Raw genomic sequence first — 12923 nt, 5'->3', positions numbered from 1 at the left:
ATATTTCATGATTTGTCCCGCTTTCCGCTCTATCTTTTATCCCGATAAGTATCGGGATAAAAGGATGCCGCTGCAATCGTGGCTAGACCTCAAATTTATTAATTTCTATCAACTTTTTTTAAAAATAAAAAACGACCTCCAATTCTGAAAGCCGTTTGTAGATGCTGAGCCTGATTCTTAAAATCTTTCAGGATTATTAAATATTAAAAACGATTATCTCCGTCTAATAAATTCCCTAATCCACCTAATAAACTGCCTTCGCCACGGCTTTCTCCACCCGCTTTGGGTGCTGATGCGATGATTCTATCGGCAAGGCGACTGAATGGTAAAGATTGTACATAAACGGTTCCAGGACCACGAAGCGTGGCGTAGAACAATCCTTCGCCTCCAAAAATGGAGTTTTTGATTCCGCCAATGAACTCGATATCATAATCAACATCTTTAGTGAAACCGATGATGCAACCCGTATCTACTTTTAAAATCTCTCCAGCTTTTAATTCTTTTTTAGCCATAGTTCCTCCAGAATGTACAAATGCCATTCCGTCTCCTTCAATTTTTTGCATGATGAAACCTTCACCACCAAAAAGACCACGGCCTAATTTTTTAGAAAATTCGATTCCAACAGCAACGCCTTTTGCGGCGCATAAAAAAGAGCTTTTTTGACAGATGAATTTCCCTTGGAATTGGGTTAAGTCAATAGGAAGGATTTTTCCAGGATAAGGAGAAGCAAACGATACTTTTCTTTTACTGTGATGCTGATTGATAAAGGCAGTCATGAACATACTTTCGCCTGTTAAGACTCTTTTACCAGCGCTTAGTAGTTTATCAAAAATTCCAGATTGTTGTTTTGATCCATCTCCAAAAATGGTTTCCATCTGGATGTTATTGTCCATCATCATGAAACTTCCTGCTTCAGCAATTACAATTTCTTGTGGATCTAATTCGATTTCGACGTATTGCATTTCTTCCCCAAAAATTTCGTAATCTATTTCGTGTGCTTGCATGATTTTTGTTTTTTGATTGAACTAGTTAGTTGATGTTTAAGGCTAAATGTTACATTAATTTTCGCATTTGATTTTGAATCCAACTTATGAAAAGCATTTGTTGTTGGTAGCCCTGATGGAAGTGGCATCCTCTTGTAAAGCGATAGCGGTACAAGAGATATAACGTACAGCAGGACGAGTCGTAATTGTAAAAAGGAGTCGATGTGCTCCAAAAAAGAATACCCGAAAAATCAAAAATAGTTAAAAAACGTTCTTATTTAAAATTAGTCTTAATTATAATTGATGTTTTGGTTTTATTTATTTAAATTTGCTGCGTTATAAAATTTTAATGTAATGTCAGAGTTTAATCAATTGAAGAATAACGTATTATTTGAAACGGCAAACGGTTATAGCTATCAATGCGACCTAACAAATAGTATCGTCATTCACTTTGTAGGTACTACTTCTAGCTACAAGGTGCGTGATTTTTTAATTTTTCAGAGAAAGGTGAATAGTGTCTTGATTTTGGAGATGCTTTATGATCTGTCTGATCAATCAGATGCGCAGTTGATTGAAACTACTAAAAGAAATTTTTCTCGAAATCTTACCATTTGTGAAATAGTTCAACTCAGAGAATTATTAAATGGAACCAAATTCACACTTAATTTGTATTCGATGCTTAATTCGGTTTTAAGCGTAGAAGTAGCCTAATCTATTAATTTAGAATAAATACAAAGAGAATTGTAGGTTCTCTTCTTGGATAATTTTTTTGTAATTTTACTTTTAAAGAAGGAAATTATGAAAGATTTATTGAGAACAAACTCGTCTTTGCAAGAAGGTATAGAAACGATATTAAATTTACAGTCTAAGATAGAAAGTGACGCTTCTAATAAATATTTGGCCATGGCTTCCTGGTTGGATAGAAATGGATTTGCGAACACAGCGGATTATATGTACAAACAATCTGAGGAAGAAAGAGCACATTTCCTTAAGATTTTTAAGTACATTACGGAAGCTGGTGGTATTGCGATTACACCTACTGTTGCTGAAGTGCAACAAGAATTTGCTTCATTTAAATCAGTATTTGAAATTGCTCTTGACAATGAAATTGCGGTTACAAATGCAATCAATAAGGTAATTGCAAAGTGTAGATTGGAGAATGATTATGCTACAGAAGAGTTTATGATGTGGTATGTTGTTGAGCAACGTGAAGAAGAAAAACATGCAAGAAGAGCGCTAGAGCTTTTTGAATTAATTGACGAAGACAGTGCCACTGGAAAGTTTGAACTTGATGTTCAAATTGCAAAAATAGGTTCGGTTGAATAAATAAATTCAAGACGATAATAAAAATGCCCTTACTGTTTCAAAGCAGTAAGGGCATTTTTTTTGTACCGTTATTTCTCAATTAATTTTTTGCACATTTCAACATCTGCTTTTTCTAACCAAACATTTTCTGGCTGATAATAGACTATTGGAGCACTTTTACAACGATCAGAACATTCCATTTTAAAGATTTCAATCTTTTCTGTAGTGTCATTTTCTTTGTTAATCTGCTTGATGTATTTTTTGATTTCCTTGTGTTTGCCACATTTGCTTCCGTTACACATGAAAATGGCTCTGTTGGGAAATGTTATCTTACTCATAATGATACAATTTTATATTAAGACTGCATCAGACTTTCAATCTCGTCTACTTCAATTGGGATATTGCGCATTAAGTTAGAAGGTTCTCCTTTTTCTTGGATCACAACATCGTCTTCAAGACGGATTCCAAAACCTTCAGCAGGAATGTAAATTCCAGGCTCAACTGTAAAAACCATATTGGCTTGCATTGGCTCTATTAGTAATCCGTAATCGTGTGTGTCTAGACCCATGTGGTGTGATGTTCCGTGCATGAAGTATTTTTTGTACGCTGGCCATTCTGGATTTTCGTTTTGCACATCGGCTTTATCGATTAATCCTAGACCTAGCAACTCTGATGTCATTAGTTTACCTACTTCAATATGGTATTGTTTCCATAAAGTTCCAGGAACAAGCATTTTTGTAGCTTCATTTTTCACTTTCAAAACCGCATTGTAAACTGCTTTTTGTCGGTCAGAGAATTTACCAGAAACAGGAATTGTACGCGTCATATCACTAGAATAATTAGCATATTCAGCACCTACATCCATTAAAATTAAATCACCCGCTTTGCATTGTTGGTTGTTTTCAATATAATGCAACACATTAGCGCTGTTTCCTGAACCAATGATAGGAGTGTAAGCGAAACCCTTAGAACGGTTACGAATGAATTCGTGAATAAATTCAGCTTCGATTTCGTATTCCATTACATTAGGTTTTACGAAAGAAAGAATTCTTCTAAACCCTTTTTCGGTAATGTTACAAGCTTGCTGAATCAAGTCAATCTCTTCACTTTCTTTGATCGAGCGAATGCGTTGTAAGATAGGGTTGCTTTTTGCGACAGCGTGTGCTGGGTATTTTTCTTTCCATTTTTTTACAAAACGAGCCTCACGAGTTTCTGTTTCCACAGCTGCACGATAATGTTCGTTGGTATTAATGTACATGGTGTCAGCATAGGTCATCATCTCGTTCAGGATTTTATCAAAATCCTGTAACCAATGCACATTTTTTATTCCAGTTACTGCCAGAGCACGTTCTTTAGTTAGTTTTTCACCTTCCCAAACAGCAATGTGATCGTTCGTTTCTTTTAAAAACAAAATCTCTCTTTGCTCTTCATAAGGAGCATCAGGAAAAAGTAAAAGGATACTTTCTTCTTGATCAACGCCAGATAGATAAAAAATATCGCGGTGTTGTTCAAACGGCATGCTGCTATCAGCACTTATAGGATAAATATCATTAGAGTTGAAAATGGCAACGCTTTTAGGCTTCATTTCAGCCATGAATTTGGCGCGATTTTTTATAAATAAGTTACGCTCAATTTGATGGTATTTCATAGTAATGTAGTTTTTACTTTTGTTTACTCAAAAATACTAAGATTAAATTGTTTCTAATGACGAATTGCATAATTTTATATAAAAAACAATAAAAAGCGCATTGGCTTAAAAGAATCTTTCAAACCAGTGCGCAATTGAATTAGTAAAGGTAGTATTGTTTTAACGGTTGTTTTTGAGTTTTTATTTGATTATTCTCTTTAGAACTTAAAGGTATTTGTATCCTGGTATGGTTAAGAATTCAATAAATTTTGGATTTACAACCAGTACATCTAGCAATTGTTCGGCTAGTTTGTATTCGCCATCTTGATGGTTGTCTTCTCCAACTAATTTTTTTATTTTTTCATATTCTTCCATAGCTAAACGGTGGTAGTAACTGTTAGTTAATTTTTTATTATTATCCAATGTAACTCCGTTTTGCAACCACTGCCATAATTGCGATCTCGAAATTTCTGCTGTAGCGGCATCTTCCATTAGATGATGAATTGCAGCAGCTCCTTGTCCATGAAGCCATGAGGCAATATATAAAATAGAAACATTAATATTTTTACGAACGCCTTCTTCAGTAATGGTTCCTTTGGGTACTTCAAGTAAGTCGCTTTCGGAAATGTTTAGATCGGCTCTTTTAATATGAATCTGATTCTTGGTTGGCATTTCTCTATCGAAAACTTTCATGGCAAGCGGAATCAAGTCAGGATGTGCGACCCAAGTTCCGTCATGGCCGTTGCGTACTTCTCTTTCCTTGTCAGCAATGACTTTATTAAAGGCAATTGTGTTAGCTTCGAGATTATTTTTTATCGGAATCTGCGCTGCCATTCCACCTATTGCGTGAATATTTCTTTTGTGGCAACGCTGAATAACCAATTGCGAATACGCATTCATAAAAGGGGATGTCATGCTTACTTGGTCTCTATTTGGAACTATAAAAGCGGGATTATTTCTGAATTTTTTGATGTAAGAAAAAATATAATCCCAACGGCCGCAGTTCAATCCTACGATATGTTCTTTAAGTTCAAAAATAATTTCGTCTAATTGAAAACTCGCAGTAATCGTTTCGACTAAAACGGTCACTTTTATCGTGCCTCTTTGCATACCAAGATAATCCTCGGTATAGTCAATTACTTCATTCCACCAGCGTGCTTCTAGGTAATGTTCTAATTTTGGAATATAAAAATAAGGCGCAGTTCCGTTTTTTAATAATTCTTTAAAATTATGAAAAGCATATAATCCAAAATCAACTAGTGATCCTGAAGTTTCTTGATCTTCAACTAAAATATGTTTTTCTTGTAAATGCAAACCTCTTGGACGAACCAGTAAAACAGCAGTCTTATTATTGAGTTGGTATCTTTTGTTTTTTGCTTTATCCTCAAGAATAATGGTTTTGTTAACTGCATCCATTAAGTTTTGTTGGCCTTGCATTACATTGATCCAGGTAGGCGCAGTGCTGTCTTCAAAATCAGCCATAAAAGTTCTAGCGCCACTATTCAAGGCATTTATCACCATTTTTCTATCAACGGGCCCTGTGATTTCTACTCTACGATCAAGCAAGTCATCAGGTGTGGGAGCGGCTAACCACTCATTGTCACGAATGTTTTTAGTTTCTGGAGGGAAAGTAGGTAAACTACCAGCATCAAATAATAGTTGCTGTTTTTTGCGTTCTTCAAGCAATGCAATTCTTTTTTTATTAAAACGATCGTGTAAGGAGGTAAGAAACGCTATTGCGTCTTCGGTAAGTATTTCTGAGAATGTTTGATTGCAATCTGTTTTAATTTGCAGTGTTTTTTCGATTGTAGTTGTTGTTTGTGTCATGGTTAAGGTGTTTTGCACGACAATGTTACGAAAAGTTTTTAATTCAACAAGCGAACGTACGCTAAAATTATAGAAAACTTTTTATTAGTCAGTTTAATTTTTAGCGTATCTTTGAAGTATGAATATGGAAAAGGATTATATCAAGTTAATTTTTGGGCTTAAGCTCAAGCAAGCGCGTACTAATAAGGCGTTGTCTTTATTTGGCTTAGCCAAAATCACAGAATTATCAAAATCGTATTTGAACGAAATCGAAAAGGGAAAGAAATATCCTAAGACCGATAAGATTATTCTTTTGGCTGAAAAGTTAGAGGTTTCATACGATCATATGGTGTCTTTAAAATTAGATAACAATCTTGCGCCTATTGGTGAAATTTTGAAATCGGGAATTTTAAAAGAGATTCCGCTTGATATTTTCGGGATTCAAGAAAATGATTTAATTGATATTATTGCCAATGCGCCGGCAAAAGTAAATGCGTTTATAAGTACGATTATTGAAATTGCGCAGCATTATAATTTAAGTAGAGAGAGCTTTTTCTTGGCGGCATTGCGATCGTATCAAGAAGCGCAAAATAATTACTTTGATGATTTAGAACAAAAGGTTTTGGATTTCTCCAAAGCGTTCCATATTAATATGAATGAGAAAATTTCGTTAGACGAATTAACGGCAGTTTTGAAAGAAGAATATGGGTACACTATTCAAGAACTCATTTTCTCAGAGCAGGAAGAGTTAGGGGATTTACGTTCCATATTTGTACCTCAAAGTAAAACATTGTTGTTGTCATTAGAGATTGATCAGCAGCAAAAAGCGTTTATTTTGGCTAAAGAAATCGCTTATAATTATTTGAAGATAAAGGATCGTTTGTTTACATTTAGTTGGATAAAATTTGATAATTTTGATCAGGTTTTAAATAATTTCTATGCCTCTTATTTTGCTGGAGCTTTGTTGATTCCGAGGAAAAAATTGATTGGCGAGTTGAATGTTTTTCTTTCAAAAAGCCACCCAACTGCAGAGGAGATGATAGCGTTGATGAATCAATTTAATGTGTCGCCAGAATCATTTTACCAACGATTAACCAACATTCTTCCAAAGGATTTTCAGTTAAAAAATTTATTTTTCTTGCGTTTATCACACAAGATAGGAACGGATACGTACCAGATAAAAAAAGAGCTTCATATTACCAATCAACAAGAGCCGCACGCTAATGAAATGAATGAGCACTATTGTCGCAGGTGGGTTTGTATACGAACAATTGAAGCTGCAATTGCGGAGAAAAAGGAGCATTATTTTAGTGCTCAAATGTCCCGTTATGATAATAGTAATAATGAGTATTTAGTGTTTTCATCAGCGACTCAAGATCCGTTTAGAAAAAATTATTTAAGAAGTATTTCTGTAGGTATTTTGATGAGTGCTGCAATGAAAAAGAAATTTAAATTTATTGGTAACGGAACCATTAAAAAAGTATTAGTTGGGGTTACTTGTGAAACCTGTGCAGTTAAAGATTGTCTTGAACGCGCATCACCGCCAATTCATTTAGAGAAAAAAAAGCGTAACGAAAATACAGATTTAATTGTGCAACAATACATGGCGAAATTTAGTTAATTAATTTACTGCTTTAAGTTTAAAACCTCGGTTGTGATAATTTACAACCGAGGTTTTTTTTGTTACATAATCGCCTATTTTGAGTCTTTATGTCTGGCTTTCGCCAAAGTTTAAAGGGGTCACTTTTGATAGTGCTCAAATAAGTTAGTGTTATTTCTCACTTTTATTACAAGAAACAGTTTTGAAAAAGTGAGGGCACTCGGTAGTGATAAAAAACTTCAAAGCGAATGTGAATATTTGTTTTTGCCGAATTTTTAGAAAATGACAATAAAAATTAATAGATTGTTAATTAGAGGTATAATATTAAGACAATTATTTAGTGATTTAAAGTTGGGTGTTTTATGTTTTCTTAAGGTTTTGTTTAACTAACTTTAAGTAGTTTAGCGTTTTAAATGTTGGTATTTAAGAGATTGTTATTTTTTTGGCTAAAACACTTTAAAATCATTATAAATAACAGCGAAAAGGTTGTAGTTCAACTCTATTTGCTTTATTTTTGTAATATTTTTTAAAACAAATTATTCAAATCTTATGGCAAAATCTGCATTATTGAAGTCGTCAATAGCTAAAAAAGTTGCTATGGCGCTTTCAGGACTTTTTCTGATGTTGTTTCTAGCACAGCACTTTTTCATTAATATGACTTCGGTGTTTAGTCCGGACACGTTCAATTCAATTTCTCATTTTATGGGGAACAATCCTTTGGTTCAATTTGTAATTCAACCAATTTTAATCGTAGGGGTGATTTTTCACTTTATTATGGGTTTTGTTTTAGATTTTAAAAATAGAAGCGCGAGGCCTATTGCTTATGCAAAGAACAATGGCGCTGCAAACTCTTCTTGGGCATCTAGAAACATGATCATTACAGGATCAGTTATCTTAGCTTTTTTAGGTTTACATTTTTATGACTTCTGGTTTCCAGAGATGGTTTATAAATATGTAGAGGGAAGTCCATTAGACGCTACAAGGTATTTTCATGAATTAGCGGAGAAGTTTGAAAGCCCAGTTCGTACAGCATTGTATTGTATTTCATTTGTATTGTTATCATTACACTTGAAACACGGTTTCAGTTCTTCTTTTCAATCGGTTGGTTTCAATAATAAATACTCTAAAGGGTTGAAAAATTTTGGACTAGCGTTCGCTTTCATCATTCCTTTCGGATTTATTTTTATTGCATTATTTCATCATTTCAATCATTAATATTAAATTATAATGGCATTAGACTCAAAAATTCCAAATGGTCCAATTTCGGATAAATGGACAGATTATAAAGATCATATTAATTTAGTGAACCCTGCTAACAAACGTAATTTAGATATTATCGTTGTTGGAACAGGATTAGCTGGAGGTTCAGCTGCTGCAACATTAGCAGAATTAGGATATAACGTAAAAGCTTTTTGTTTTCAAGATTCACCTCGTCGTGCGCACTCTATTGCAGCACAAGGAGGAATCAACGCAGCAAAAAATTATCAAGGAGATGGAGATTCTGTTTTTAGATTATTTTACGATACTGTAAAAGGAGGAGATTACCGCGCTCGTGAAGCAAACGTACATCGTCTTGCAGAAGTTTCTACAAGTATTATTGACCAGTGTGTGGCTCAAGGAGTTCCATTGGCACGTGAATATGGTGGATTATTAGACAACCGTTCTTTTGGTGGAGCATTAGTTTCTAGAACATTTTATGCTAGGGGACAAACAGGGCAACAATTATTATTGGGAGCTTACTCTGCAATGAACCGTCAAATAGGTCGTGGAAAAATAAAAATGCACAACCGTCACGAGATGCTAGATTTAGTAATCGTAAACGGAAAAGCAAGAGGGATTATCGCGCGTAACTTGATTACTGGTGAAATTGAAAGACATTCGGCTCACGCAGTAGTTATTGCTTCTGGTGGATACGGAAACGTTTTTTTCTTGTCAACAAATGCAATGGGTTCTAACGCTACTGCAGCTTGGAAAATCCATAAAAAAGGAGCGTATTTCGCAAATCCTTGTTACACACAAATTCACCCAACATGTATCCCAGTTTCTGGAGATCACCAATCAAAATTAACGTTGATGTCGGAATCTTTACGTAATGATGGACGTATCTGGGTTCCTGCAAAAATCGAAGATGCTGTAGCAATTCGTGAAGGAAAGAAAAAAGCAATTGATTTATCAGAAGCAGAAAGAGATTATTACTTAGAAAGAAGATACCCTGCATTTGGTAACTTAGTTCCTAGAGATGTAGCTTCTCGTGCTGCTAAAGAAAGATGTGATGCTGGTTTTGGAGTAAATAAAACAGGTGAAGCAGTTTACCTTGATTTTGCTGCAGCAATACAACGTTACGGAAAAGAGCAAGCCTTTTTAAAAGGGGTTGATGCTAATGATAAAGAAGCAGTAACTAAATTAGGAACTGAAGTTGTAAAAAATAAATACGGGAATTTATTCCAAATGTATTATAAAATTGTAGATGAGGATCCTTATACTTCACCTATGATGATTTACCCAGCGGTTCACTACACAATGGGTGGAACATGGGTTGATTATAACTTGATGACTACCATTCCAGGATGTTTCTCTATTGGAGAATCAAACTTCTCTGATCACGGAGCAAATAGATTGGGAGCTTCTGCATTAATGCAAGGTTTAGCTGATGGTTATTTTGTATTGCCATACACAATTGGTGATTACTTATCTCCAGATATCAAAATGGGACCTATCTCTACTGACACACCAGAATTTGAAGCTGCAGAGAACGGAGTGAAAAGTCAAATCGATAAATTCATGAACAACAATGGAACACATTCTGTTGACTATTTCCACAGGAAATTAGGGAAAATTATGTGGGACAAAGTAGGTATGGCTCGTAATGCGCAAGGATTGAACGAAGCAATTACTGAAATTGCTGCTTTACGTGAAGAGTTTTACAAAGACGTAAAAGTACCTGGAACAGATAAAGGATTCAACCAAGAATTAGAAAAAGCGAATCGTGTTGCTGATTTCCTTGAACTAGGAGAGTTGTTCGCTAAAGATGCATTGCACCGTAATGAATCTTGTGGTGGTCACTTTAGAGAGGAATACCAAACTCCAGATGGAGAAGCACAACGTGATGATGTTAACTTCGCTTATGTTGCTGCTTGGGAATACAAAGGAAAACCAAGTGACGCTGTTTTACATAAAGAAGAGTTGGTATTTGATGCCGTTAAACTAGTTCAAAGAAATTACAAGTAAAAAGTATAGAGTAAAAAGCCAATAGCCAATAGTAAAAGATAATGAGCGATATTAAAACATATAAGGATTTATTAATTTGGCAAAAAGGCATCTTACTTGTAAAAGTTGTTTACAATAATTTAGAAGGTTTTCCCAAAGACGAGGTTTTTGGTTTAACAAGTCAAATAAAAAGATCAGCTGTTTCAATTCCTTCAAATATTGCCGAAGGATGGGGTAGAAGTTCAACTTTAAGTTATATTCATTTTTTGAAAATTGCGAGAGGTTCTTTATTTGAATTAGAAACACAATTAATTATTGCAAATGAGTTGAGTTTTATAAGTGAATTAAAATTTAACGAGCTAACACAAATTATCACTGAAGAAAGTAAAATGTTAAACGCCTTTATAAAGTCATTGAGCAAGTAATATAACTTTTGCCTTTTGCCTTTTGGCTAATAAACTAAAATACAATGAAACTTACATTAAAAATATGGCGTCAAAAAAACGCCCAAGATAAAGGAGCAATGGTTGATTATCAAATCGACGGAATTGAGCCAGATATGTCTTTCCTTGAAATGCTTGACGTTTTCAATGAAGATTTAATGAGCAAAGGTGGTGAGCCAGTTGCATTTGATCACGATTGTCGCGAAGGAATTTGCGGAATGTGTTCTTTGTACATCAACGGTGAAGCGCATGGACCAGATAGAGGTGTAACCACTTGTCAATTGCACATGCGTATGTTCAAGGATGGTGACACGATTACAATCGAGCCTTTCCGTGCAGCAGCGTTCCCTGTAGTAAAAGATTTAGTAGTAAACCGTAGTGCTTTTGATAGAATCCAACATGCAGGAGGATTTATATCAGTAAATACTTCAGGAAATACAATCGATGCAAATACAATTCCTATCAACAAGAAAGATGCTGATGAAGCATTTGATGCTGCAACCTGTATTGGTTGTGGAGCTTGTGTAGCAACTTGTAAAAACTCATCGGCAATGTTATTCGTAGCGGCCAAAGTTTCTCAATATGCTTTGTTACCTCAAGGTAAAATTGAAGCGACAGATCGTGTATTAAACATGGTACACCAGATGGATGCTGAAGGTTTTGGTAACTGTACTAACACTGGAGCATGTGAAGTAGAATGTCCTAAAGGAATTTCTTTAGAGAACATCGCTCGCATGAACAGGGAGTACCTATCAGCAAGCATGAAAGGATAATATTTCAGATATTCTTTGTCAGTTCGAGCGCAGTCGAGAACACGCATAGAATCCATATTATAAAAAACGCATTCATTAATTTGGATGCGTTTTTTGTTTTTGGGGTGCCCTCCGCAAAAGCTCCGGTCGGGCTATGCGTTTCAAGTCCTCGCACCTCCTTCGTCGGGCTGTGGGCTTTCCACTGCTATCCCTCACCCGAAGAAAATAGTTTAAAATTCGTATGTCAATTCAAGTGGAATCGAGAACTAATAAACTCTCGAAATTCATGTTTTTATTCTGCTGTCAATTCGAGCGGAGTCGAGAATATTTAGAGTACTAGTCATTTTAACATAAAAGTACATGAAATCATTTGTGGCGCATTATTTGTTATATTTGAAAGTTCAAGAAACGAAAAATGAATACAATAAAAACCGAAATTCTAGACAAGCTTTGTTACACAGATCTCGTTTACCAAAGAATAAACAAAAAATTGAAAACTAATTTTTCAAACGATCATATAGAATCAATGTTAGCTGCTATTTTAAAAGAAACCGAACTCAATTGTTTTAAAAAAACAGGTAAGAATTTCTATGTTTCAAACGAAATTAACAACATTAGAATTACCATCAATTCATATACCTTTCGAGTGATAACCGTTGATCGAATTGTTAAATAGATATGAAATTTTTGTTATTTTCATCGTTAGATTAAATTTTAAAGCAGAGTAAATGAAAAAAAGATATAGCCTGAATTTTGAAACTAACAATGAGTCAAATGAGTTTTTACGATGCCTTTGGTCCAGATTAAGAAGCAATTATGGTAATGCTACATGGCTCCTCAATCCAATCAAATTGCCTAAAAAAAATTATGTGAATATTGGAAATATTGATTTAGGCGAAATATCACATTCAAATGCATCTACAAATGTTAGTTGTACATATTCTAAAAAAGGTTGTCTAAAAAGTATAACTTTTAATAATTCAAAATTAATTGATAAAGAAAAATTTGAATCATTGTTGGATAAATCAATCAATGAAGCTAAAAAATACGATAGCTTTAAATTTACTTTTAATTATATCACAACCTTAGATAATTTTATAATTTTTCACTACTATCCGAAAGTTTTGAATAAAATCTAAAAAACCTTTGGTAGGTTCTGATTTTGTTTGTTTTATTGTTTTTTACTGAGAAAATAAGTCA

At 34.5% G+C, this 12923-nt stretch carries 13 protein-coding genes; 9 read left to right on the top strand and 4 right to left on the bottom strand.

Translation table 11 applies throughout. The features are described 5' to 3' along the window. Positions 1-203 precede the first annotated feature (203 nt). A complete protein-coding gene (locus tag HNP99_RS02765) occupies positions 204-1004 on the bottom strand; it encodes a TIGR00266 family protein (RefSeq protein WP_173851070.1) in 801 nt (266 codons plus the stop codon). A gap of 333 nt (positions 1005-1337) precedes the next feature. Between HNP99_RS02765 and HNP99_RS02760 the strand changes: the two genes are divergently transcribed. Both HNP99_RS02760 and HNP99_RS02755 read left to right on the top strand, forming a co-directional pair. Then, positions 1338-1694 carry a hypothetical protein gene (locus tag HNP99_RS02760; RefSeq protein WP_173851068.1) on the top strand — a complete coding sequence of 119 codons (357 nt, stop codon included), beginning with the start codon at positions 1338-1340 and terminating at the stop codon, positions 1692-1694. A gap of 87 nt (positions 1695-1781) precedes the next feature. Continuing rightward, positions 1782-2309: a ferritin gene (locus HNP99_RS02755; protein ID WP_173851066.1), complete on the top strand. Its 528-nt coding sequence runs from the start codon at positions 1782-1784 to the stop codon at positions 2307-2309. 68 nt (positions 2310-2377) lie between these two features. Here HNP99_RS02755 and HNP99_RS02750 read toward each other — a convergent pair whose 3' ends face one another. The 3 genes from HNP99_RS02750 to aceB all read right to left on the bottom strand — a co-directional run bounded on the left by HNP99_RS02750 (position 2378) and on the right by aceB (position 5742). After that, a complete protein-coding gene (locus tag HNP99_RS02750) occupies positions 2378-2626 on the bottom strand; it encodes a (2Fe-2S) ferredoxin domain-containing protein (protein ID WP_173851064.1) in 249 nt (82 codons plus the stop codon). A gap of 17 nt (positions 2627-2643) precedes the next feature. After that, positions 2644-3936: an aminopeptidase P family protein gene (locus HNP99_RS02745; protein WP_173851062.1), complete on the bottom strand. Its 1293-nt coding sequence runs from the start codon at positions 3934-3936 to the stop codon at positions 2644-2646. 204 nt (positions 3937-4140) lie between these two features. Beyond that, positions 4141-5742: a malate synthase A gene (aceB, locus tag HNP99_RS02740; RefSeq protein WP_173851060.1), complete on the bottom strand. Its 1602-nt coding sequence runs from the start codon at positions 5740-5742 to the stop codon at positions 4141-4143. A gap of 118 nt (positions 5743-5860) precedes the next feature. Here aceB and HNP99_RS02735 point away from each other — a divergent pair, with 118 nt between their 5' ends. From HNP99_RS02735 to HNP99_RS02705, 7 genes are all read left to right on the top strand, one after another. Then, the gene (locus HNP99_RS02735; RefSeq protein ID WP_173851058.1) at positions 5861-7342 is read left to right on the top strand and encodes a helix-turn-helix domain-containing protein; all 1482 of its coding nucleotides are present in this window, start codon (positions 5861-5863) and stop codon (positions 7340-7342) included. A 528-nt stretch (positions 7343-7870) separates the two neighbouring features. After that, positions 7871-8536 (top strand): succinate dehydrogenase cytochrome b subunit, encoded by a 666-nt coding sequence (locus HNP99_RS02730; RefSeq protein ID WP_173851056.1) that lies wholly within the window; start codon positions 7871-7873, stop codon positions 8534-8536. Positions 8537-8548: 12 nt separating this feature from the next. Then, positions 8549-10549, top strand: a complete 2001-nt coding sequence (locus HNP99_RS02725; RefSeq protein ID WP_173851054.1) for a fumarate reductase/succinate dehydrogenase flavoprotein subunit — start codon at positions 8549-8551, stop codon at positions 10547-10549. A gap of 41 nt (positions 10550-10590) precedes the next feature. Then, complete coding sequence (locus HNP99_RS02720) at positions 10591-10953, top strand: four helix bundle protein (protein WP_173851052.1); 363 nt, start codon at positions 10591-10593, stop codon at positions 10951-10953. A 44-nt stretch (positions 10954-10997) separates the two neighbouring features. After that, on the top strand, positions 10998-11744 hold the full coding sequence (locus HNP99_RS02715; protein WP_173851050.1) for a succinate dehydrogenase/fumarate reductase iron-sulfur subunit: 747 nt from the start codon (positions 10998-11000) through the stop codon (positions 11742-11744). Between the two features lie 394 nt (positions 11745-12138). Next, positions 12139-12399, top strand: a complete 261-nt coding sequence (locus HNP99_RS02710) for a DUF3781 domain-containing protein (RefSeq protein WP_173851048.1) — start codon at positions 12139-12141, stop codon at positions 12397-12399. A 52-nt stretch (positions 12400-12451) separates the two neighbouring features. Further along, complete coding sequence (locus tag HNP99_RS02705) at positions 12452-12862, top strand: hypothetical protein (protein WP_173851046.1); 411 nt, start codon at positions 12452-12454, stop codon at positions 12860-12862. Positions 12863-12923 lie beyond the last annotated feature (61 nt).

Origin of the sequence: Flavobacterium gelidicaeli (assembly GCF_013294005.1) — a bacterium.
GTDB lineage: Bacteria > Bacteroidota > Bacteroidia > Flavobacteriales > Flavobacteriaceae > Flavobacterium.
Note: the sequence above shows the minus strand (reverse complement) of the source record. Positions and strands in the feature narration are given on the sequence as shown.

What these genes read in the sequence shown, in the direction of transcription:
- HNP99_RS02765 (WP_173851070.1), bottom strand. Translation starts at nt 1,004, where the DNA reads ATGCAAGCACACGAAATAGATTACGAAATTTTTGGGGAAGAAATGCAA.
- HNP99_RS02760 (WP_173851068.1), top strand. Translation starts at nt 1,338, where the DNA reads ATGTCAGAGTTTAATCAATTGAAGAATAACGTATTATTTGAAACGGCA.
- HNP99_RS02755 (WP_173851066.1), top strand. Translation starts at nt 1,782, where the DNA reads ATGAAAGATTTATTGAGAACAAACTCGTCTTTGCAAGAAGGTATAGAA.
- HNP99_RS02750 (WP_173851064.1), bottom strand. Translation starts at nt 2,626, where the DNA reads ATGAGTAAGATAACATTTCCCAACAGAGCCATTTTCATGTGTAACGGA.
- HNP99_RS02745 (WP_173851062.1), bottom strand. Translation starts at nt 3,936, where the DNA reads ATGAAATACCATCAAATTGAGCGTAACTTATTTATAAAAAATCGCGCC.
- aceB (WP_173851060.1), bottom strand. Translation starts at nt 5,742, where the DNA reads ATGACACAAACAACAACTACAATCGAAAAAACACTGCAAATTAAAACA.
- HNP99_RS02735 (WP_173851058.1), top strand. Translation starts at nt 5,861, where the DNA reads ATGAATATGGAAAAGGATTATATCAAGTTAATTTTTGGGCTTAAGCTC.
- HNP99_RS02730 (WP_173851056.1), top strand. Translation starts at nt 7,871, where the DNA reads ATGGCAAAATCTGCATTATTGAAGTCGTCAATAGCTAAAAAAGTTGCT.
- HNP99_RS02725 (WP_173851054.1), top strand. Translation starts at nt 8,549, where the DNA reads ATGGCATTAGACTCAAAAATTCCAAATGGTCCAATTTCGGATAAATGG.
- HNP99_RS02720 (WP_173851052.1), top strand. Translation starts at nt 10,591, where the DNA reads ATGAGCGATATTAAAACATATAAGGATTTATTAATTTGGCAAAAAGGC.
- HNP99_RS02715 (WP_173851050.1), top strand. Translation starts at nt 10,998, where the DNA reads ATGAAACTTACATTAAAAATATGGCGTCAAAAAAACGCCCAAGATAAA.
- HNP99_RS02710 (WP_173851048.1), top strand. Translation starts at nt 12,139, where the DNA reads ATGAATACAATAAAAACCGAAATTCTAGACAAGCTTTGTTACACAGAT.
- HNP99_RS02705 (WP_173851046.1), top strand. Translation starts at nt 12,452, where the DNA reads ATGAAAAAAAGATATAGCCTGAATTTTGAAACTAACAATGAGTCAAAT.